At 74.2% G+C, this 19,929-nt stretch carries 19 protein-coding genes; 15 read left to right on the top strand and 4 right to left on the bottom strand.

Features of this window, described 5'->3' with window-relative positions; all coding sequences use genetic code 11:
- Nucleotides 1–24 precede the first annotated feature (24 nt).
- From ACFO3J_RS17050 to ACFO3J_RS17040, 3 genes are all read left to right on the top strand, one after another.
- Complete coding sequence (locus ACFO3J_RS17050) at nucleotides 25–1,263, top strand: glycosyltransferase (RefSeq protein ID WP_386430280.1); 1,239 nt, start codon at nucleotides 25–27, stop codon at nucleotides 1,261–1,263.
- A 295-nt stretch (nucleotides 1,264–1,558) separates the two neighbouring features.
- Nucleotides 1,559–2,554 carry an ABC transporter ATP-binding protein gene (locus tag ACFO3J_RS17045; RefSeq protein WP_386430279.1) on the top strand — a complete coding sequence of 332 codons (996 nt, stop codon included), beginning with the start codon at nucleotides 1,559–1,561 and terminating at the stop codon, nucleotides 2,552–2,554.
- Between the two features lie 67 nt (nucleotides 2,555–2,621).
- Entirely contained in the window at nucleotides 2,622–3,386 is a 765-nt protein-coding gene (locus ACFO3J_RS17040; RefSeq protein WP_386430278.1) for an ABC transporter permease, read from the top strand.
- A 42-nt stretch (nucleotides 3,387–3,428) separates the two neighbouring features.
- Here ACFO3J_RS17040 and ACFO3J_RS17035 read toward each other — a convergent pair whose 3' ends face one another.
- From ACFO3J_RS17035 to ACFO3J_RS17020, 4 genes are all read right to left on the bottom strand, one after another.
- Nucleotides 3,429–4,793, bottom strand: a complete 1,365-nt coding sequence (locus ACFO3J_RS17035; protein ID WP_386430277.1) for an aminotransferase-like domain-containing protein — start codon at nucleotides 4,791–4,793, stop codon at nucleotides 3,429–3,431.
- The gene (locus ACFO3J_RS17030) at nucleotides 4,790–5,782 is read right to left on the bottom strand and encodes an alpha/beta hydrolase (RefSeq protein WP_386430276.1); all 993 of its coding nucleotides are present in this window, start codon (nucleotides 5,780–5,782) and stop codon (nucleotides 4,790–4,792) included. Before ACFO3J_RS17030 ends, ACFO3J_RS17035 begins: the two co-directional genes overlap by 4 nt.
- Entirely contained in the window at nucleotides 5,782–6,696 is a 915-nt protein-coding gene (locus ACFO3J_RS17025; protein ID WP_386430275.1) for a class I SAM-dependent methyltransferase, read from the bottom strand. The genes ACFO3J_RS17030 and ACFO3J_RS17025 overlap by 1 nt, the downstream gene beginning before the upstream one ends.
- A gap of 109 nt (nucleotides 6,697–6,805) precedes the next feature.
- The gene (locus tag ACFO3J_RS17020; RefSeq protein WP_386430274.1) at nucleotides 6,806–7,897 is read right to left on the bottom strand and encodes an alpha-hydroxy acid oxidase; all 1,092 of its coding nucleotides are present in this window, start codon (nucleotides 7,895–7,897) and stop codon (nucleotides 6,806–6,808) included.
- A 217-nt stretch (nucleotides 7,898–8,114) separates the two neighbouring features.
- On the opposite strand from ACFO3J_RS17020, the gene ACFO3J_RS17015 reads away from it, so the two are divergent.
- From ACFO3J_RS17015 to ACFO3J_RS16960, 12 genes are all read left to right on the top strand, one after another.
- Nucleotides 8,115–9,476 carry a class I adenylate-forming enzyme family protein gene (locus ACFO3J_RS17015; protein WP_386430273.1) on the top strand — a complete coding sequence of 454 codons (1,362 nt, stop codon included), beginning with the start codon at nucleotides 8,115–8,117 and terminating at the stop codon, nucleotides 9,474–9,476.
- A 252-nt stretch (nucleotides 9,477–9,728) separates the two neighbouring features.
- Nucleotides 9,729–10,007, top strand: a complete 279-nt coding sequence (locus tag ACFO3J_RS17010; RefSeq protein WP_386430272.1) for an acyl carrier protein — start codon at nucleotides 9,729–9,731, stop codon at nucleotides 10,005–10,007.
- On the top strand, nucleotides 10,004–10,240 hold the full coding sequence (locus ACFO3J_RS17005; protein ID WP_386430271.1) for an acyl carrier protein: 237 nt from the start codon (nucleotides 10,004–10,006) through the stop codon (nucleotides 10,238–10,240). Before ACFO3J_RS17010 ends, ACFO3J_RS17005 begins: the two co-directional genes overlap by 4 nt.
- Nucleotides 10,237–11,430: a beta-ketoacyl synthase N-terminal-like domain-containing protein gene (locus ACFO3J_RS17000; RefSeq protein WP_386430270.1), complete on the top strand. Its 1,194-nt coding sequence runs from the start codon at nucleotides 10,237–10,239 to the stop codon at nucleotides 11,428–11,430. Before ACFO3J_RS17005 ends, ACFO3J_RS17000 begins: the two co-directional genes overlap by 4 nt.
- Complete coding sequence (locus tag ACFO3J_RS16995; protein ID WP_386430269.1) at nucleotides 11,427–11,966, top strand: hypothetical protein; 540 nt, start codon at nucleotides 11,427–11,429, stop codon at nucleotides 11,964–11,966. Before ACFO3J_RS17000 ends, ACFO3J_RS16995 begins: the two co-directional genes overlap by 4 nt.
- A 121-nt stretch (nucleotides 11,967–12,087) precedes the next feature.
- Nucleotides 12,088–13,701: a class I adenylate-forming enzyme family protein gene (locus ACFO3J_RS16990; RefSeq protein WP_386430268.1), complete on the top strand. Its 1,614-nt coding sequence runs from the start codon at nucleotides 12,088–12,090 to the stop codon at nucleotides 13,699–13,701.
- Entirely contained in the window at nucleotides 13,698–14,981 is a 1,284-nt protein-coding gene (locus ACFO3J_RS16985; protein WP_386430267.1) for a beta-ketoacyl-[acyl-carrier-protein] synthase family protein, read from the top strand. The genes ACFO3J_RS16990 and ACFO3J_RS16985 overlap by 4 nt, the downstream gene beginning before the upstream one ends.
- A complete protein-coding gene (gene hppD, locus ACFO3J_RS16980; RefSeq protein ID WP_386430266.1) occupies nucleotides 14,978–15,988 on the top strand; it encodes a 4-hydroxyphenylpyruvate dioxygenase in 1,011 nt (336 codons plus the stop codon). Before ACFO3J_RS16985 ends, hppD begins: the two co-directional genes overlap by 4 nt.
- A gap of 63 nt (nucleotides 15,989–16,051) precedes the next feature.
- Nucleotides 16,052–16,975 (top strand): phytanoyl-CoA dioxygenase family protein, encoded by a 924-nt coding sequence (locus tag ACFO3J_RS16975; RefSeq protein ID WP_386430265.1) that lies wholly within the window; start codon nucleotides 16,052–16,054, stop codon nucleotides 16,973–16,975.
- The gene (locus ACFO3J_RS16970; protein ID WP_386430264.1) at nucleotides 16,972–17,955 is read left to right on the top strand and encodes a thiamine pyrophosphate-dependent dehydrogenase E1 component subunit alpha; all 984 of its coding nucleotides are present in this window, start codon (nucleotides 16,972–16,974) and stop codon (nucleotides 17,953–17,955) included. The genes ACFO3J_RS16975 and ACFO3J_RS16970 overlap by 4 nt, the downstream gene beginning before the upstream one ends.
- Nucleotides 17,952–18,914: an alpha-ketoacid dehydrogenase subunit beta gene (locus ACFO3J_RS16965; protein ID WP_386430263.1), complete on the top strand. Its 963-nt coding sequence runs from the start codon at nucleotides 17,952–17,954 to the stop codon at nucleotides 18,912–18,914. Before ACFO3J_RS16970 ends, ACFO3J_RS16965 begins: the two co-directional genes overlap by 4 nt.
- Nucleotides 18,915–19,092: 178 nt before the next feature.
- Nucleotides 19,093–19,893, top strand: coding sequence for a DeoR/GlpR family DNA-binding transcription regulator (locus ACFO3J_RS16960; protein ID WP_386430262.1), 801 nt, complete (start codon nucleotides 19,093–19,095; stop codon nucleotides 19,891–19,893).
- Nucleotides 19,894–19,929: the final 36 nt, after the last annotated feature.

Here is a 19,929-nt window from a genome sequence, read left to right as displayed (position 1 = left end):
CCGTACGCACCCATGGAGCTCACGGTGACCGTCCCGGTCCGCACCCGCCCGCTGCGCCTGATGTTCGTCCTGCCCCCGCTGACCGGCCATCTCCACCCGGCGCTCGCGCTGGCCGGTGAGCTGGCCCGGCGCGGTCACTCGGTGGCCTGGGCCGGTCCCGAACCGCTGCTGCGGCCGGTGCTCGGGCCGGACGCACTGGTGCTGCCCACGGGAACACGGCTGCTGCGCGAGCAGGCGACCGGCGGCACGGCGGCGATCCGCACGCTCTGGCGGGACTTCATCGTGCCCTACGCGCGGTTCACCTTCCCCGCCGTGCGGCGCGCCGTCGCCGACTGGGAGCCGGACCTGGTGCTGGTGGACCAGCACAGCCCGGCGGGAGCGCTGGCCGCGACCCGGCACGGCGTGCCCTGGGCCGGCTTCGCGCCGTCCTCGATGGAGCTGGGCAGGCCGCCACTGGATGATCCCGAACTGACCTGGTGGCAGGAGGAGTTGCTGCACGGTCTGTGGACCCGGGCCGGCCTGGACGAGGCAGCGTACGTGGACCCGCGGCTCTCGCCGCGGCTGATCCTGGCCTGTACGGCACCGGAACTGCTCGGGGCCCTCCCGGCGGACGCGGCGGGCCCGACACCGCCGGAGGGCGGCTTCGCGCCGATGGTCGCGGGCGAGCCGCTGCCGCCGCAATGCGTCGCCGTGGGGCCGCTGCTGACCGACCGGCCGGGGTCGGCGGACTTTCCGTGGGACCGGCTGCGGGACGACCGCCGCCGGGTCCTGGTGACCCTCGGCACGCTGTCCGCCTCGGTGGCCGAGGACTTCCTGCTGCGGGCCGCCGAGGCGCTGGACACCCTGTCGGACCGGGTGCAGGCGGTGGTGGCCGCGCCGGGACCGGTGCTGGAGAAGTTGCCGGAGGGCGTTGTCGGCCTGCCGGAGGTGCCGGTGCTGGAGCTGCTGCGCCGCGGCGCGGTGGACGCGGTGCTGTGCCACGGCGGCATGAACACGGTGTGCGAGGCGCTGACGTACGGGATCCCGCTGGTGCTGGCCCCGATCCGGCACGATCAGCCGATCACGGCGGCCCGGGTCGCCGCGCTGGGGGCCGGGACCTCGGTGGACTTCGCGACGGCCGGGCCGCGGGAGCTGCGGGAGGCGCTGCTGGCGGTGCTCGACGACCCCGGGCCGCGCGTGGCCGCCCGGGCGGTGGCGGACCGCTTGGCCTCGCTCGGCGGGGTGTCGCGGGCCGCCGATCTGCTGGAGGAGTGCGCCGGCTGATCCGGTGCGGCGGGCGCTGCGCGCAGGCCCGGCCGGCGGCGCCCGGCAAGCGGCAATTCGTGGTCCATACCATTGTCGCGGCGCTAACCGTCCCCTATGGTGTCGCTCGGCAAGCGGGCCGCTGTCCCGCGAAGCTGTGACACGGCGTCAATCATCCCCTTCTGTGCCCGTGTTCGGGGCGACCGGGGTGCGAACGGCCGGGGCCCGGCGATCCGGGTGATCCGCCGGTCGGACCGACGCGTCCACCACCCCACCCACTCGCTCCACCTCCACCCACCACGACCGGGAGACGCGGTTGATCGTCACCAACGGGCTGCGCAAGTCCTTTCCGTCCCGCGGCAAGCGCGGCGAGCCGGTGGACGCCGTCCGCGGCATCGACCTGTCGGTCGGACCGGGGGAGATATTCGGGCTCCTCGGCCCCAACGGCGCCGGCAAGACCACCACACTGCGCATGCTCGCCACACTGGTGCGCCCCGACGGCGGCGAGGCCACCGTCGCGGGCGCCGATCTGCGCTCCGAGGCCGCGGAGGTGCGCCGGCGCATCGGCTATGTGGCGCAGGGCGGCGGCACCACCGACGGCGTGAGCGCCCGGGAGGAACTCGTCCTGCAAGCCAGGATGTACGGCATCGGCAAGGCCGAGGCCACCGTCCGGGCCCAGGAGGGGGTGGACGCCTTCGACCTCGGCACCTTCGCCGACCGGCACTGCCGAACGTACTCCGGCGGCCAGCGCCGCCGGGTCGATCTGGCGCTGGGGGTCATCCACCGGCCCCGGCTGCTCTTCCTCGACGAACCGACGGTGGGACTCGACCCGCAGAGCCGCTCACAGGTCTGGGCGGAGGTGCGCAGGCTGCGCGAGCGGGGCATGACGGTCCTGCTCACCACGCACTACCTGGACGAGGCGGACAGCCTCTGCGACCGGATATGCATCGTGGACCACGGCGAGATCGTCGCCGAGGGCACTCCGGAGGAGCTGAAGAAGGAGATCGCGGGCGACGCGGTGCTGCTCTCCGTCCGGCCGGAGGACAGCGCGGCGGCGCGGCGGGCGCTCGACGCGCTGGAGTGGGTGAGCGGAGTGGAGACGGTGGGCGAGGAGGACACCCCGGGTGAGGCAGCCGGAGGCGGGACGGGTGGCGCGGCGGGCCTGCGGCTCTACGTCGACAGCGCCGCCGCGGCGCTCCCCCGCCTGATGCGGGTCCTCCAGGAGGCGGGTGTCGATCCGCTGCTCGTGCAGCTGCGCAGGCCCAGCCTGGACGACGTCTTCCTGGCCAGGACCGGCCGCCCGCTCGACTGAGCCCTGTCCGGGGCACACCCCGGGCCTTCGATCCCCGTTCGCCCACCGATTGACTGCGAGGCCGACTGTGAAGCTGCTGCGCGACACCTGGCTGGTCTTCCAGCGGCAGGTGCTGCTGATGTTCCGCACCCCGGTGTGGATCGTGGTGGGCATCCTGCAGCCCATCTGCTATCTGCTGCTCTTCGCGCCGCTGCTGAAGGCAGCTCTCGCGTCGTCCGGCGCCCACAGCTACGCCGACGCGTACCGCATCTACGTCCCCGGTCTGCTCAGCGCTCTCGCCCTGATGGGCGGCCTGTTCACCGGCTTCGCGCTGCTCGGCGAGCTGCGGGCGGGGATCGTGGAGCGCTCGCGGGTGACGCCGGTCAGCCGGGTCGCGCTGCTGCTGGGGCGGGCGCTGCGGGAGGTGGTGGCGCTGCTGATCCAGTCGCTGATCGTGACCCTGCTCGCGCTGCCCTTCGGTCTTTCGGTGCGCCCGCTCGACCTGCTGCTGGCCTTCCTGCTGCTGGGGCTGATCGCCCTGATGGCCTCCAGCGTCTCCTACGGCCTCGCGCTGCTGGTCGCCAGCGACGCGGCGCTGGGCCCCGTGGTCAACACCATCGCCCAGCCGCTGGCCCTGCTGTCCGGGACCCTGCTGCCCATCGCGCTCGCCCCGCACTGGCTGCGGGCGGCGGCCGACTGGAACCCGTGCTACTGGGCGGTGGAGGGGACGCGTTCGCTCTTCGCCGGTGACGTCGGCGCCCCGGCGGTCTGGCGCGCCCTGATCCTGATGGCGGCCCTGACCGCTCTCGCGGTGGCCTGGTCGGCCCGGCTGTTCGCCCGGCGCATCCGCTGAGCCCTCCGGTCCGGTCGGGCTCAGGTCTCAGGTCAGCTCAGGTCAGCTCGGGGCGGCCGTCTCCCGGCCGCGCTCGGCCGCGATGAAGGCCGCCAACCGCTCGATGCCGACACGGATCTGATTGGTCGTCAGATAGCTGCACGACAGGCGGAGCAGCCGCTGTCCGCCGCCGGCCGGATAGAAGCCGGCCATCGGGGTCCAGAGCACGCCGTGTTCGCGGGCGCAGCGTTCCATGGCCTGCTCGTCGGCCGTGAAGGGCACGCCGACGACCACGAAGAAGCCGCCCTCCGGGAGGTTCCAGGAGACGCCGTGGGCGTGCTTCCGGTCGGGCGGGAAGGCGCCCGCCAGCTCGGCGAGGACCGTACGGAGGTTGTCGGCGTAGAAGGCGGCCACCGCCTGGTTGGCCGCGCGCAGGCTCAGGTCGCAGCGCAGCAGCATGCCGCCGACCACGGCCTGCCCGAGCGCCGAGGTGTTCACGGTGGTCATGGACTTGAGCTTGGCCAGCTCGTCCGCGAGCAGCCCGGCGCCGGCCGGTCCGGCGACCGCCTGGTCGGCGATGACATAGCCGATGCGGGCGCCGGGGAAGCACGTCTTGGCGTACGAGCCGATGTGGATCACCCGCCCGCCGGTGTCCAGCGCCTTCAGGGTCGGACGCGCCCGGCCGTCGAGGGCGAAGAAACCGTACGGGTCGTCCTCGATGAGCAGCAGCCCGGTCTCGGCGGCGACGTCGAGCAGTCTGCGCCGGGCCGGTACGGAGAGGCTGGCGCCGGACGGGTTGGCGAAGTCGGGCACGAGATAGCAGGCACGGGGTCGGCGTCCGGCGGCCCGCTGGTCGCGTACCGCCTGCGCCAGGGCTTCCGGGTCGAGACCGCCGCCGGGCGCCTCCGGCACCGGGACGACGGCGATGTCGAGCAGCCTGGCGGCGCCGGTGATGCCCACGTAGCAGGGCGAGGCGACCAGCAGGACGTCGTCCGGCCCCGCGCACAGCGCCCGCAGCACCAGCAGCATCGCCTCCTGGGCGCCGGCGGTGACGACGATGGCCTCCGGGTCCACCGAGATGCCTTCGTCGCGCCGGAGCTGGCCGGCGATCAGGTCGTTGATGAAGCCCTTGGTGCGGCCGTACTGGAAGATCCGCTCGCGTACGGCCTCCGGGCCGAGTCCCAGCGTGTCGCCCAGATGGGCGAGGTAGGCGGCGAAGGCGGCCGGCACGTCGTCCGGGTCGAACAGCCCCTCGTAGGGGCGGCCGGGGGCGAAGGAGACGGCGTCCGGATAGCGCAGGGTGACCTCGTTGAGGAAGGTCATCTGGTCCAGCAGCGGGTCGGACAGCGAGCCGTGCAGCTCGTCACGGGACAGTACGGCCCGCGCCGGGGGCGCGGCCGGTCCGGCAGCGGTGGGTGTCGCCGTCAACGGATGTGGCCTTCCTGGGACGGGTGGGGGCCGGCGAAGGCCTCGCGCAGGCGGTCGGCGGCCAGGCTCTGGGCCGCGCGGGCGTCGTCGATGGTGCCGGTCATGGTGAAGAAGCCGTGGGCCATGCCGGGGAAGCGGCGCAGTTCCACCGGGACGCCGGCCTCCCGCAGCCGCTGGGCGTAGGCCTCGCCCTCGTCGCGCAGCGGGTCGTACTCGGCGGTGATCACCGTAGCGGGTGGCAGCCCGGTCAGGTCGTCCGCCCGCAGGGGTGAGGCCAGCGGATCGTCCCCGTCCTGCGGTACGGCCAGGTAGTGCGACCAGTACCAGGCGACGGAGTGGCGGTTGAACAGCAGCGGGTCCTCGGCGGCCGGCGCCGCCGATTCCTCCGGGTCCACCGGCTCCACCGGGTCCGGTCGGTGGTCGGTGTTGGGATAGACCAGCAACTGGTGCCGCAGCGGCGGCCGTTGTTCGGCGCGCCAGAGCAGGGTGACAGCCGCGGCCAGATTGCCGCCCGCGCTGTCGCCGCCCACCGCGAGGCGTTCCGGGTCGAGGTCCAGGGCCGGCGCGTGCTCGTGCAGCCAGCGCAGCGCCGCGTAGGAGTCGTGCACGGCCGCCGGGAAGGGGTGTTCGGGCGCGAGACGGTAGCCGACGGTGGCGACCACGCAGTCGGCGGTGTTGGCCAGGGTGCGGGCCACCGTGTCGGCGGTGTCCAGGCAGCCCAGCGCCCAGCCGCCGCCGTAGAGGTAGAGGAGTACGGGCAGGCCGGGGGCGAGCGAGGGGCGGTGCAGGCGGAGGGTCAGCGGCCCGGCCGGGCCGGGGATGGTGGTCTCGTCCACCCGGGCGACAGCGGCCGGGGCGCCGCCGGCCGCGCGGAGGGCGGCGAGGTCGTCGGCTCGGGCCCGCTCCAGCGAGAGGGTGTAGAGCGGTGGGGTCCCGGCCCGGGCCCGCTGCTCGCGCAGGCGCTGCCACTGGGGGTGGAGCGGCGGCATCAGCGGGCCTCCTGCGGGGGTGTGGCGGTGCGGCCGTCCCCGCCGGCGGGCCGGGGTGTCGGCTCCGGGCCGGGGTCGGCGCTGCTGTCTTCGCCGCCGGCCCCGGTGGCCGGTGCGGCGGCCGCCGCGGGAGCGACCGCTTCCAGGTAGAGGGTCTCGTCGCGCCGGAAGCTGGTGTCGAGGGCGGCCACGTCGGCGCGGGCGCCCTCGCGGTATTCGTGCCGGGTGATCCGCCAGCCGGTGAATCCCGCCGTGGCCAGGGCGTGCCGCAGTTCGGCCTCGTCGTAGATCCAGCGGTGGCCGAAGTGGTAGAAGATCTGGTTGATCATGAAGGCGCGGCGCTCGGGCATCGGCGGACCGACCCGCAGGGTGCGCAGCCGGCGGCGGTGCCTGGCGAAGAAGCCGCCCTGGCCGTCCAGATAGCCCTGGACGTAGCGCTCCAGATCCGGCGTGGTCAGCCGGAGCACACCGCCGGGGCGCAGCACGCGGCGGGCCTCGCGCAGCCAGCCGATCACCGTCCCGAGCGGCACGTGCTCGATGAGGTGCTCGGCGTAGATCCAGTCCACGGCGGCGTCGTCGAAGGGCAGTGGATCACCGATGTCGAGCTGGGTGAAGCGGTGGACGCCGTCGACCAGGTAGACCGGGCCGGGTTCGGTGGCGGCGTCGGGGGTGTGCAGCGCCAGCAGGTCGGTGCCGAGCCCCTCCGGGTGGGGGGTGCGGAAGGAGGCGAACTCGATTCCGGTGAGGCCGAGCTCGCGGAATTCGGCGTGGCTGCGCGGCACCTCTTGGCGCACGGTCTCCAGCGAACGGCAGGCCGCGAGGTTCTCGGTGAAGCGCGCCAGGGTCGCGTCGAGACCCTCGGGGTCCTCCCAGTCCCACCCGGGAAAGGCCGGGTCGGCGGACAGACTGGTCACCGGGTCCTCCTTGTTGAACGGGTACGAGTACGGCTGTACGAGTACGGCTGCGGGCGCGGGCCGGTACCCGCGTCCGCTGGGCGAAAGCGCGGCTGACCGGTTCGTCGGTTCACCGGTGAGCCGCGCGCCGGGTGACGGCTGAGGCGTCCAGCCGGTCCAGGGTCGGGCGGCCGGACAGGATCATGGTGTCGAGCAGTTCGGTGCGCAGCAGTTCCAGCACCCCGGCGGCGCCCTTCGCCCCGTCGCAGGCCAGCCCCCACAGCACCGGGCGGCCGACCAGCACGGCCCGGGCGCCGAGCGCGAGGGCCACCGCGATGTCGGTGCCGGAGCGTATCCCGCCGTCGATGAGCACCGGAAGGTCCGCCGGCACAGCCGCGACGATTTCCGGCAGCGCCTCCAACGCCGTCACCGCCCGGTCGAGTTGGCGCCCGCCGTGATTGGAGACGATCAGCGCGTCGATACCGTGCTCGACGGCGAGCGCCGCGTCCTCCCCGGTGAGGACTCCCTTGAGCACCAGCGGCAGCCGGGTCCTGGCCCGCAGCCAGGCCAGATCGCTCCAGGTGATCGAGGGGTCGAACTGCTCCCGCGCGTGCTCCTCGATCCCGGAGGTCCCGCCGGCCGCGCGGTGGCTGCGTTCGGTGAGGGCGGGGTCGAGGTTGGCCGCGGTGATATCGGCGGGCAGCGTGAAGGAGTTGCGGCGGTCCCGGGGACGCACCGCGACCTTGGGGGCGTCCACGGTGAGCACCAGCGCGCGGTAACCCGCCGCCTCGGCCCGCGCCACGAGCGCGGCCAGCGCTTCCCGCCGGCGCAGCCAGTACAACTGGAGCCACAGCGGGCCGCTCGCCGCCGCCGCGGTCTCCTCCAGGGTGCGGCTGGCGAAGATGCCGGTCACCAGCAACACACCGGCAATTCCGGCGGCCTCGGCGGTGGCCGTCTCGCCGTCGGGGTGAACCAGCTGGTGGTAGGCCATGGGTGCGACACCGACCGGCGAGGCCAGCAGGTCGCCGAGGATTTCCACCGAGCAGTCCGGCTGGGAAACGTCCACCAGCACCCGCGGCCGCAGTCGCAGTTCGGCGTAGGCGGCCTCGGCCTCGCGCAGGGTCCGTTCGGCTCCGCTGCCGCCCTCGATGAAGTCCCAGACGGCGGCAGAGAGCCGCTCCCGAGCGTGTTCGCGCAGGTCGGACATGGTGGGCAAGGGCATGGAAGCGCCGCTCCTCCACTTACTGACGAGTCGTCAACCGGGGTGAGACGGAGGGAGCTTAGAGGCTATGCGGCAAATGGTATAGACCTTGACTGTCTGACCGGCACTGTGCCAGTGTCTGCCGACGGGGATGGCATCACTTTCAGCCAATTCACTGTACCTGGTACGTCTTCAGCGCATATTTCCGCCTTCGTAGCCTCTGTCGCGTGGAGTCCCGTTGCCCCTCAACGAACAGCCCGACTGGGTGGACCGCGTACTTCTCCCGGCGACCGGTGCCCAGCCGTGTCTCGATCTGGGCCGGCCGGTGGACCGCGCGGCGCTGCTCGCGTCGGTGACGGCGCGTCAGCAAGCGTTAGGCCTGGCCGGAATGCGGCGGGGCGGGACCGCGGCGCTGCGGATGCCGCCCTCCTTCGACCTGATCACCACCCTGCTCGCGGTGTGGCGCGGCGGCGGCCAGGCCCTCCTGCTCGACCACCGCCTCACCGACGTCGAGGTCGCCTCGGCGCTGGCGGAGCTCCGCCCGCAGTTCCTGGTCACGGCCGGCGACGAGGGCGGACCGCGGGCGCTGCCCGGCGGCCTGCCTGCCTCGACCGACCATGTCGTGGTCCAGCTCAGCTCCGGTTCGACCGGGCGCTCCAAGGCGATCGGCCGCACCGCCGCCGATCTGGAGCGTGAACTCGACTGCTACGCACGGCTGCCGGAGTTTCCCGGGCGCGGGGAGCGGGTGGTGCTGCTGTCCTCGATGGTGCATGTGCTGGGCCTGGTCGGCGGTCTGCTCAACGCGCTCGGCGCGGGGGCGGAACTGGTGCTGCCCGACCGGATGACCCCGGCCGGCGTGCTCGACGCGGTGGGCCGCCGCGACGCCCCCACCACGGTGATCGGCGTGCCGTTCCACGCCGAACTGCTGGCGGGCCGCAAGGCACCGCCCCCTCTTCCCCAGCTCCGCCGCATGATCGTGGCCGGTGAGCTGGTCCGCCCGGGAGTCGCCGAGGCGTTCACCGAACGCTACGGGGTCCCGCTGGGCACCATGTACGGAATGACGGAGACCGGTGTGATCGCCACCGATCCGTCCGGGCGGGAACACCCCTGGCTGGAGCCCGTGCACGGTATGGAACTGTCCGTCTCCGACGGCGAATTGCACATCCGCATGCCCGAGTCGCCCTACCTCGGCCGGACCGATCCGACCCGCTGGTCGCAGGGACTGCTGCACACCCGGGACGCGGCTTCGCTGGACCCCGGCACCGGCCGGGTCGCCGTTCACGGGCGGCGCGACTCGCAGGTGTCGATCGGCGGGCTCAAGGTCGATCTGACCGAGGTCGAGCAGACCCTGTCGGCGCTTCCCGATGTCGACGAGGCGGTGGTCCTGTTCACCGACGGGGCCATCGAAGCCTATGTCTCGGGCCGCGACGCCGGTCCCGAGCGGCTGCGCGAGCTGCTCGCGCAGCGGCTGGCGGCTTACAAGCTGCCACGCCGGCTGGCGGTCCTGCCCGCTCTGCCGCGTACGGCCACCGGGAAACTGCTGCGCAGCGCCGCCACGCTGCGCGAGCACGCGGCCAGCCGGACGGCCGGCCACTCGTAACGACATCCCCACTCAGGTACCAGCGCGTCTCGCAGCGCTCCGACCCGGCTCCGGCGGCCGGGGCGGGACGCCGCGACGAACCTCCTTGCTCCACGGCTTCCCCCGGCGTGTGCCCGGCCGGTCCAGACACCGGTCGCGCCGCGCCCACGGGGTCGCCGATCCATCGCCACAGCCCTAGCCACTGCCGTCGCCGTAACCATCGCCTTCGCCGCCGCTGTCCCGCGCCACGCCCCCGTGCACCGAGGAGTACCCATGCAGGAGCAGATCCGCGCCTTCGTCCTGGCCGCTCTCACCGAGATGAACTACGACGTCTCGGAGGTGACCGGCGACACCGACCTCGGGCCGGCCGGTCTCGATCTCGAATCCCTCGCCCTGGCCGACCTGTCGGTGCAGGTCGAGGAGGAGTACGGGGTGCGGTTCGAGCTGGACGACATGGAGCACACCGCGCTCATGACGCTGGACGAGTTCACCGCCGAGGTGGCCCAGCGGCTGGCGGCCAAGGGCGGCGAGCCGGTCGCGAGCGCCTCGTGAGACCGCTGTCCCGCCAGGAGGTGGTAGCCCTGCTGGCCCGCCTCGGCAACCGTTCCCCCGAGCAGGTGGACGAGCATATCGGCTCCCTCGAACTCACCTGGCTGATGGCCGAGTTGGAGCAGGAGCACGAAGTCGAGATCGACTTGACCGAGCATCAGTTCGCCACCGTGCGGACCATCGACGACGCGGTGGTGGTGCTGTCGGCCGTACTCGAGGAGGCGGCCGCGCGATGACCACGGTCCTGGTCACCGGTCTCGCGGTGCGCAGCGCGGCCGGCTCCGGCCTGGACGGGCTCCACGCGGCCACCGCCGCGGGACGTCCGCTGTTCCGGCCGGTGGACCGGTTCCCCGGCGGGCCGGCGCCGGCGGCCACCCTGGACGGTTCGCCCGCCCTGGGACCGCTGCTGGCCGAGGTCGTCGCCGAGGCCCGCGCCGAGGCCGGATGCCCGGCGGACGGCCCGCTGCTGCTGGCCGCGCACGCCGACGAGCGGACGGCGGCGCTGGTCGAGGCGGTGGACCCGGCCGCACGCGTCTACACCGGCGCGTGCGTGGCCGCGTCCACGGCGGTCGCCGACGCGGCGGCCGCGATCCGCACCGGGCGGCTGGAGCGTGCGGTCGTCGCGGCCGGGTATCTGGTGGAACGCGATACGTACGCCCTCTTCGCGGCGGGCCGGGCGCTGGCCCGCGACGGGGCGGTGCGGCCCTTCAGCCGGGACCGGACCGGCATCCTGCTCGGTGACGCGGTGGTGGCCGTCGTCCTGGAGTCCGCCGGCGCGGCGGCCCGGCGCGGCGCCCGGGCCCTGGTCCGGGTGGCCGGCTGGGGCCGCGCGGGAGACGCGCACCACGTCTGCCGCCCGGCTCCCGACGGCGCCGGCCTGGCCCGCGCCGCCCGTTCCGCGCTGGCCCGTGCGGCGCTGTCGCCCGGCCAGCTCGACTACGTCAACGCCAATGGCGCCGGCTCCGCCCTGGGCGACCGCTCCGAGTCCGCGGCGCTGCGTCTGGTCTTCGGCGAGGCAGGCCCCCGCCCGCCGGTCGGGGCCACCAAATCCGTCCACGGGCACGCCCTGGAAGCGTCGGCCCTCCTCGAACTCGCGGTCACCATCGCGTGCTTGCGGGCGGCCCGGGACGCGGCGGGGAAGGCGCCGGGGGTCCTGGTGGACGCCTTACCCGTGGGCGGCGCACAGGGGTCGTCGCCCACGGGCGCGAGCGGCCCGGACGGCGGGGCGCGGCCTGAGCGGCCCGCCTCCGCGCCGCCCGGCGGGGCCCTGCCCGCGACGGCCGGCTGGCTCGGCCCCGACCCGGAGTGCGGCATCCGCCCGCACCTCCCCACCGATCCCGCGCCCGACCGCGCCCCGGCCTACGCCCTCACGCTGAACGCGGCCTTCGGCGGCGCGAACACCGCGCTCGTCCTGGCGGCGGCATGACCGGCACCCGGCCGGTGGCGACCCCGCGGCCGTCCCCGGCTCCGCCGGACCCGGCTGGCCTCCCGCCGCACCCCCGGCTGCTGGCCGAGGGCCGGTGGGACGCCGCGGCGGGTCCGCCGCCCGCTGTCGCGGGCTTCGTCGTGTCCGAGTTCAGCCCGGCCGTCGCGATCGCCGCCGACCGGTGCCTGAGCGGGTACTACGGGCAGCCGCCCGCGCCCGGCCCGGACACGGTGGCCGTCGTGCTGGTCAGCGTGGAGGGCGACACGGGTACGGCCCGCGCCGTCGCCGGGGCGCTGGACGCCGGGCGGCGGGTGCCGCCGCTGCTGTTCTTCCAGTCGAATCCGAACGCCGTGCTGGGACACATCAGCGCCCGCTGGAATCTGACCGGTCCCGTCGTGGCGCTGGGAGCCGGCCACGGCGATCCGGAGGAGGTGGCCGCGCTGCTGATGGAGGACGGGGACGCCGACGCCGTCCTCCTCCTCACGGCCCGTCCGGACTCAGTGACCGCCGCGCTGTACGCGGCGCACAGCCCCTGACGGCGCCGAGTCGCCCACGGGAGGCAGTCCCCGCGCACGGAGCCCTCGCGGGGTCCAGCACGTCCACACCATGTCCGGTATGCCCAGAACCGCCGTGTACAGCCAAGGAGATCGGCAACCCATGACCATCCGCACCCTGCGCGCAGAACTGGCCGGTGATCCGGCGGTGGGCGCCGCCAATGTGCTGACCACGCGGATCGAGCGCGACCTCGACCCGGACCGGCCGGCCCTCACCTTCGACACCGCGGTCGACGGCCACCCCGCCGGGCAGTCGCTGACGCCGCGTCAACTCGACCGCGCGGTACGGGCCCGGGCCGCCGCACTGCACGCGGCCGGCGTACGCCGCCGCGACCCCGTCGCCGTCCAGGCGTCGAGCGCCGCCGACAACGTACTGACGTTCTTCGCGCTGGCCCGGCTGGGCGCGATCCCGGCGCTGATCAACCCGCTGCTCGACGGCGAGCGGACCTCGCGCTATCTGACCGAGCGGCTCGGCGACGTCCCGATCGTCGCCGACCGGGAGCATCTCGACGCGCTCGACGGCCGGCCGCACACCGTACTCGGCCCGATCGGCGCGCTGGCCGACGGCGACCCGCGGGCCGCGCCGGACCCGTACCGGCACTGGGGCGGCGACCCGGTGGCGATCACCCACTCCTCGGGCACCACCGGGCTGCCCAAGGCGGTGACCCACTCGCACGACAGCCTTTACGCGGCGATCCGCTACCGCCTGGGCCTGCCGCGCCCGCAGGGCTCGCACCGGATGCTGAGCGCGCTGCCGTCACCGCACGCGGCCACCTTGATCGCGGTGAATCTGGCGCTCAGCTTCGGCTCGGAGCTGATGCTGCTGTCCCGGCAGACGGGTCCGCAGGTGCTGGACGCGATCGAGGCCTGGCGGCCGGGCAGCGTCTACGGGTTCGCCACCACCTGGACGGACCTGGCGCGGCACGATCTGGCGGCGCGCGACCTGGACTCGGTGGCGCTGTGGTGGAACACCGGGGACTGCGCGCACGAGGCGCACATCCGCCGGCTGGTCGCGGTGGGTTCCCGCGAGCAGGCCGCGCGGGGCGGCCGGGTGCGTACGCCGGGCTCGGTGTTCGTGGACGGCCTGGGGTCGACCGAGATGGGCCACTCGCACTTCTTCATCAGCCACTCCACCGACTCCGCCCGCTACGGCCGGTGCGTCGGCCGCCCGCACGCCTTCGTCGACTGCGCCGTACTCGGCCCGGACGGGACGGAGCTGCCGGCCGGCGAGGTCGGCGAGCTGGGCACCCGCTCCCCCACCCTCGCGCTGGGCTACTGGAACGACTCGGAGACGACCTACCGCACCCGGGTGCGCGGCTACTTCCTCACCGGGGACCTGATGTACCGGGACGAGGAGGGCTACTACTACCACCTGGACCGGCTGGTGGACTCGGTGGACCTCGGCGGGGGGCTGCGGCTGCACACCGCGCTGTCCGAGGAGCAGGTGCTGGCGGCCTGCCCGGAGGTACTGGACTGCACGGTGGTCGCGGCGCGGCGCGGCGACAAGGTCGTGACCGATGTGCTGCTCCAGCTCGCGGCCGGCGCCGATCCGGCGGCCGACCGGGCCGCCGAGGTGCTGGCCGCGCTGCCCGCGCATGTCGCGGCGACGGTGCGGGACGTACTGGTGGTCGCGGACGAGGACATCCCGTTCGGGCCGACCGGCAAGGTCCGCAAGGTGCTGCTGCGCGAGCGGCACCTGGCCCGGGCGGAAGGATGACGGCCGGCACCGCGGCGCTGCCCGCGGCGACGGTCACCGGGATCGGCCTGTTCACTCCGCTGGGGCGCAAGCCCGCCGAGGTGTTCGCCGCGCTCACCGCGGGGCTCGGCGGGATCGCGGTCCCGCCCGAGGGCCATCCGGCGCACGGCTGGCTGGAGGTCGCCGGGATCGCTCCGGCGCTGGCGGCCACCGAGGTGCTGCCGCCGACCGAGACCCGGTGCGTGGACCGCTTCGTGCTGCTGGCACTCGCCGCGGCGGACGACGCGCTCGCGGACGCCGGGATCCAGGTGGGGCGCGATGTGGATGCCGACCGCTGCGCGGTGGTGGTGGGCACCGGTGGCGGCGGGCTGGAGACCTTCGAGCAGCAGTCGCACCGCAGGCTGCAGCGGGGCAGGCCGGCGGTCAGCCCCTATCTGCTGCCGGGCATGCTCTTCAACATGGCCGCCGCCCGGGTGGCCATCGCGCACGGCATCCGCGGTCACAGCTCCGCGCCGGTCACCGCGTGCGCGGCCGGCGCCCAGGCGATCGCGGAGGGGCTGCGGCTGATCCGCGGCGGCGAGGCCGACGTGGTGGTCTGCGGCGGCAGCGAGACACCGCTGCATCCGACGATCGCCGCGGCCTTCACCAACGCCCGTGCACTGGCCTCCGGTTGGCAGGACCCCGGGCTCGCGTCCCGGCCGTTCGACGGGCGCCGCAACGGCTTCGTGCTCGGTGAGGGCTGCGGCATCCTCGTCCTGGAGCGGGCCGAGCACGCCCGGGCCCGGGGGGTGGCGGGCTACGCGGACGTGATCGGCTGGGGCGGGTCGACCGACGCCCACCACCCGACGACGCCGCGCCCCGACGGCGAGGGCGCGGCCGACGCGATGCGGGGCGCGCTGCGCTCCGCCGGCATCGGGCCGCAGGACGTCGACTACGTCAACGCGCACGGCACCGGCACGAAGCTGGGCGACACCGCCGAGGCGACCGCCCTGCGTTCGGTGTTCGGCGCGGACGGGCCGCCGGTCAGCTCGACGAAGGGGGCGACCGGTCATCTGCTCGGCGCCTCCGGCGCGGTGGAGGCGGCCTTCTGCGTACTCGCCCTGGCCGGCGGGGTGTCGCCGCCGACCCTCAACCTCGACCAGCCCGATCCGGCGCACGGTCTCGACCATGTGCGCGGCGCGGCCCGCAGCGGCCCGCTGCGGGCGGTGCTCTCCAACTCCTTCGCCTTCGGCGGACACAACCTCAGCCTGGTGTTCGGGCCGCCGAGCACCGGTACCACCTCTCCGGGGAGTGACGTATGACCGTCCACGGCATCGGCTACGTGGAGTTCCACTGCGAGGACGCGCACAAGTACGCGGCCACGCTGCGTGACGACTTCGGATTCACCGTCACACCGGCCGACGAGGGCGGCGAACCGCCCCGGCCCGGCCTGTCCCGGCTGGTCGCCCGCCAGGGCGGCATCACGCTGCTGCTCAACTCGGCCTCGGCGCCGGACGATCCAGTGAGCGCCTTCGTGCGCCGGCACGGCGACGGAGTGGCGACGCTGGCGCTGGCCTGCGACGACGCCGAGGACGCGCTGGCCAGGACCGAGGAGGCGGTGCGCCGCGGCGCGGTGCGGATCGACGGCACCACGGTGGTGGGCTTCGGCGACCTCTCGTTGCGCTTCGTCGGCCGCGACGATCCGCTGCTGGCCGGTTCCGAGGGCGAAACGGAGGCGCTGCTGCGGGAGTTGGACCATGTCGCGGTGTGTGTGCCGTCCGGTGAGCTGGCGCCCGCGGTGCGCTACAGCCAGGAAGCGCTGGGCTTTTCGGTGATCTTCAGCGAATACCTGGAGATCGGCGCCCAGGCGATGAACTCCGAGGTGGTCCAGAGCGCGGACGGCGGGGTGACGCTGACGCTGCTGGAGCCTGACCCGACGCGTGAGCCGGGCCAGATCAACGGCTTCCTCGACGCCCACGGCGGCAGCGGCGTCCAGCACCTGGCCTTCGGCACCGAGGACATCGCCGGTGCGGTGCGCACCCTGAGCGGACGCGGTGTCACCTTCCTGACCACGCCCGGTTCGTACTACGAGGCGCTGCCCGCGCGGCTGGGCGAGACCGGCATCCCGGCCGACGTACTGCGCGAGTTGAACCTGCTGGTGGACCAGGACCACGGCGGCCAGCTCTTCCAGATCTTCACCCGCTCGACCCACCCGCGCAACACCCTCTTCCTGGAGCTGATCGAGCGCCGGGGCGCGGGCACCTTCGGCTCGGCGAACATCAAGGCGCTGTACGAGGCGGTGGAGCGGGAACGTGCCGACACCGCCTGACACCCGCCCGCCGCAGCAGCCCGCCCGCCCCGCCCCGCTCAGCCGCCCTCCGGGAGAAGCCCTATGACCGTCACCACCACCGCCGCCGACTTCGCCCTGACCGCCGAGGAGAGCGCCCTGCTGCCCACGGCCGAGGAGGCGCTCGACTACGCCGAACACGGCTGGTACCTGTCCGGGCGGATCTTCTCCGATGCCGAGCTGGACGCGCTGCAGGAGGCCACCGAGCGCTACTACGCCGGACACCGCGACCGGGAACTGCCCTCCAGACCGCCCACGTTGGCGTCCTGGCGGCCCTCGGACGGGCAGGTCCAGCGGCACAACGACTATGTGCACTACGAGAGCGCGGCGATCGGCGCGGTCCTGCGCAAGCCGCTGCTCGGCGCGGTCGCCGCCCGGCTGGCCCGGGCCGAGGAGATCCGGATCTTCCAGAGCACGCTGATCCTCAAGCCGCCGATCGCCGACGAGCCCAGCAATCTGGTGCCCTGGCACTTCGACAAGCACTACTGGCAGACCTCCACCTCGCAGCGGATGCTCACCGCGTTCCTCCCGTTCCACGACTGCACCGTCGAGATGGGCACCATCACCATGGTCGACGGCAGCCACCGCTGGCAGGAACTGCCCGGCGGCGACGATTCGACCCGGCACTTCGCCGACCGCGACAACAGCGAACTGGAGCAACTGCTGGCGGACAACGCCGACTTCAACGGCGTCACGATCCGCAAGGTGCCGGTGGAGATCCCGCGCGGGCACGTCAGCTTCCACCACTGCCGCACCTACCACGGCAGCGGGCCCAACCTCTCGGACCGGCCCCGCCGAGCGGTGTCGCTGCACCTCCAGGACGGCGGCAACCGCTACCGCCGCTTCCTGCGCGCCGACGGCGAGCCGGTCGTCTACAACCACGATGTGATGGTCCGCCGCACCGCCGAGGGCCAACCGGACTACGCGGACCCCGAGTTCTGCCCGGTGCTGTGGCGCGGGGCGCTGTGACCACGCCGGCCGCGTCGCTGGGCACGCCGGCCGGCCGCTACCGGATGATGCGGCTGATCCGGGAGTTCGACACGCTGGCGCTGGAGTGGGTGCGGGCCGGCGAGATCCCCGGCGGTATCCACCCGTATCTCGGTCAGGAGGCGGTGGCCGTCGGGGTGTGCGCGGCGCTGGCACCGGGCGATCAGCTGACCAGCACCCACCGCGGTCACGGTCATGTGCTGGCCAAGGGCGCCGACCCCGCCCGGCTGCTGGCCGAACTCGCGGGCCGGGAGGCAGGGTTGAACCGCGGCCGCGGCGGTTCCATGCACGCCGCCGATGTGTCGCTCGGCATCCTCGGCGCCAATGGCATGGTGGGCGCCGGCGCGGCCATCGCCGTCGGCGCCGCGTGGGCGGCTCGGCACCTGGGCCGCGGCACGGTCGTCGCCTGCTTCTTCGGCGACGGCGCCCTCAATCAGGGAGTGCTGCTGGAGGCGCTGAATCTGGCGTCGATCCGCCGCGCGCCGGTCGTCTTCGTCTGCGAGAACAACGGGTACGCGACCACCCTCCCGGCCGCCGCGGCGGTCGGCGGCAGCGCGCTGGGCCGGGCCGCCGCCTTCGGGGTGCCGGCGGTGGAGGTGGACGGCATGGACGTCGACGCGGTCCAGGAGGCGGCGGCCGAAGCGGTGGCCCGGGCCAGGGACGGCGGCGGGCCGGGCTTCCTGGAGTGCCGCACCTACCGGTTCGAGGGCCACCACAGCATGGAGCGGCGGCTGCGGCTGAACTACCGCTCGGCCCAGGAGGTGGCCGTCTGGCGGGCCCGCGACCCGCTGGACCGGTCGCGGCCCGCGATCGCCGACGCCGACCGGATCGACGCCGAGGTGGCCGAGGAGCTGCGGACCGCCGCGGCGTGGGCGCTGGCCGCTTCCCGCCCCGATCCGGCCGGGGCCGACGACTTCCTCTACGCGGGCGGCCCGCCACCGCGGCCGGGGGTGTCGCCGTGACCTGGCTGTCGTACACCAAGGCGCTGAACCGGGCGCTGACCGACAGCATGGCGGCCGATGCGGCCGTGTGCGTGCTCGGTGAGGACGTGGGCGCCGGGCTGGCCGGCCCGACGCTGGGGCTGCAGAAGCGGTTCGGACCCGAGCGGGTGCTGGACATGCCGCTGTCGGAGCAGGCGTTCACCTCCTTCGCGATCGGCGCGTCCCTGGCCGGGATGCGGCCGGTGGTGGAGTTCCAGATCCCCTCGCTGCTGTTCCTGGTCTTCGAGCAGATCGTCAACCAGGCCCATAAGTTCCGGCTCATGACGGGGGGTCAGGTCAGGGTGCCGGTCACCTTCGTCGTCCCCGGGTCGGGGTCGCGGGACGGCTGGGCCGGGCAGCACTCGGACCATCCGTACAGCCTGTTCGTGCACGCGGGGGTGAAGACGGTCGTCCCGTCCGGCCCCACGGACGCGTACGGGCTGCTGCGGGCGGCGATCGCGGACGACGATCCGGTGGTGCTGTTCGCGCCGGCCGGGGCGATGGGTGTCCGCGAGGACGTCACCGGGCCGCTGTCGCCGGTCCCTCTGGGCTCGGCGCGGGTGCACCGCCCGGGGACGGATGTGACGGTGGTGGCCGTCGGCCATCTGATCGCCGACGCGCTCCAGGTGGCGCGCGACCTCGCCGACGAGGTGTCCGTCGAGGTGCTCGACCCGCGCACGCTGCACCCCTTCGACTGGGAGGCGCTGCGCGCCTCGCTGCGCCGCACCCGGCGGCTGGTGGTCTACGACGACGCCAACCGCGGCTGCGGCTTCGCGGCCGAACTGCTCGCCGCCGCCGCCGAGGAGGGACTGCTGCTCTCGCCGCCCCGGCGGGTGACCCGCCCGGACGGCGCGGTCCTGCCGTTCGCCCTGGAGCTGGACCGGGCGCTGCAACCGCGTCCGGAGCAGTTGCGGGACGCGATCCGCGCGGCGGTGAAGTGAGGTGGGCTCCCCGCACCGCCCGCACCGGCCGGTGCGGGCGGCGGTGTGCGTACTGCCTAGGATCGGGAGCGTCCGGCGGCCCTGCGCGATGAAGTACGCTCCGGCGGCGGCGCGCCGACGGTCCGACGACGGTGTGCTGACGGTCCGGAGATCCCGGGGAGACGAGGAGGCGGCGCTGGTGTCCCGCGATGCCCGGTGGTCCGCGCTGCTCGATCTGCTGGCCGAGCACGGCCGGCTGGAGGTGGACGAGGCGGCCGCGGCGCTGAAGGTGTCCGCCGCCACCATCCGCCGCGACCTGGACCGGCTCGCCGAGCAGCGGGTGCTCAGCAGGACGCGGGGCGGAGCGGTGGCCAACGGCGTGTCCTACGAGCTGCCGCTGCGCTACAAGACCGCCCGGCACGCTTCGCGGAAGCAGCGGATCGGGCAGGCGGTGGCCGGCCTTGTCGCGGTGGGCGACGTGGTGGGGCTGACCGGGGGCACGACCACCACCGAGGTGGCCCGGGCGCTGGCGCTGCGCGCCGACATCGCCGCCGACGGGGCCGGCGGCGCGGCCCGGCAGCCGGCCCTCACGGTGGTGACCAACGCGCTGAACATCGCCAACGAGCTGGTGATCAGACCGCAGATCAAGATCGTGGTGACCGGCGGTGTGGCCCGGCCCCAGTCGTACGAACTCACCGGACCGCTGGCGCGTACGGTGCTCCAGCAGGTCACCTTGGACATCGCGGTGCTCGGCGTCGGTGCCATCGACCCGGCGCGGGGTGCCTTCGCGCACGACGAGGACGAGGCGAGCATCAACCGGCTGCTGGCCGAGCGGGCGACCCGGGTGGTCGTCGCGGCCGACTCCTCCAAGATCGGGCGCCGCGCTTTCGCCACGGTGTGCGATATCGGCGCGATCGACACGCTCGTCACCGATCAGGACATCTCCGCGCAGGCGCGGGCCCGTTTCGAGCAGGAGGGCGTGACCGTGACCGCGGTCTGACCCCGGCGGCCCGGCCGCGCGCCCCGACTCGGCCGC

The sequence above is a fragment of the Streptomyces polygonati genome (assembly GCF_042650325.1).
In the GTDB taxonomy this organism is placed as follows: domain Bacteria; phylum Actinomycetota; class Actinomycetes; order Streptomycetales; family Streptomycetaceae; genus Actinacidiphila; species Actinacidiphila polygonati.
This window is presented reverse-complemented; position numbering and strand designations above follow the sequence as displayed.

What these genes read in the sequence shown, in the direction of transcription:
- ACFO3J_RS16990 (WP_386430268.1), top strand. Translation starts at nt 12,088, where the DNA reads ATGACCATCCGCACCCTGCGCGCAGAACTGGCCGGTGATCCGGCGGTG.
- ACFO3J_RS16995 (WP_386430269.1), top strand. Translation starts at nt 11,427, where the DNA reads ATGACCGGCACCCGGCCGGTGGCGACCCCGCGGCCGTCCCCGGCTCCG.
- ACFO3J_RS17030 (WP_386430276.1), bottom strand. Translation starts at nt 5,782, where the DNA reads ATGCCGCCGCTCCACCCCCAGTGGCAGCGCCTGCGCGAGCAGCGGGCC.
- ACFO3J_RS17000 (WP_386430270.1), top strand. Translation starts at nt 10,237, where the DNA reads ATGACCACGGTCCTGGTCACCGGTCTCGCGGTGCGCAGCGCGGCCGGC.
- ACFO3J_RS16985 (WP_386430267.1), top strand. Translation starts at nt 13,698, where the DNA reads ATGACGGCCGGCACCGCGGCGCTGCCCGCGGCGACGGTCACCGGGATC.
- ACFO3J_RS16975 (WP_386430265.1), top strand. Translation starts at nt 16,052, where the DNA reads ATGACCGTCACCACCACCGCCGCCGACTTCGCCCTGACCGCCGAGGAG.
- hppD (WP_386430266.1), top strand. Translation starts at nt 14,978, where the DNA reads ATGACCGTCCACGGCATCGGCTACGTGGAGTTCCACTGCGAGGACGCG.
- ACFO3J_RS17020 (WP_386430274.1), bottom strand. Translation starts at nt 7,897, where the DNA reads ATGCCCTTGCCCACCATGTCCGACCTGCGCGAACACGCTCGGGAGCGG.
- ACFO3J_RS17010 (WP_386430272.1), top strand. Translation starts at nt 9,729, where the DNA reads ATGCAGGAGCAGATCCGCGCCTTCGTCCTGGCCGCTCTCACCGAGATG.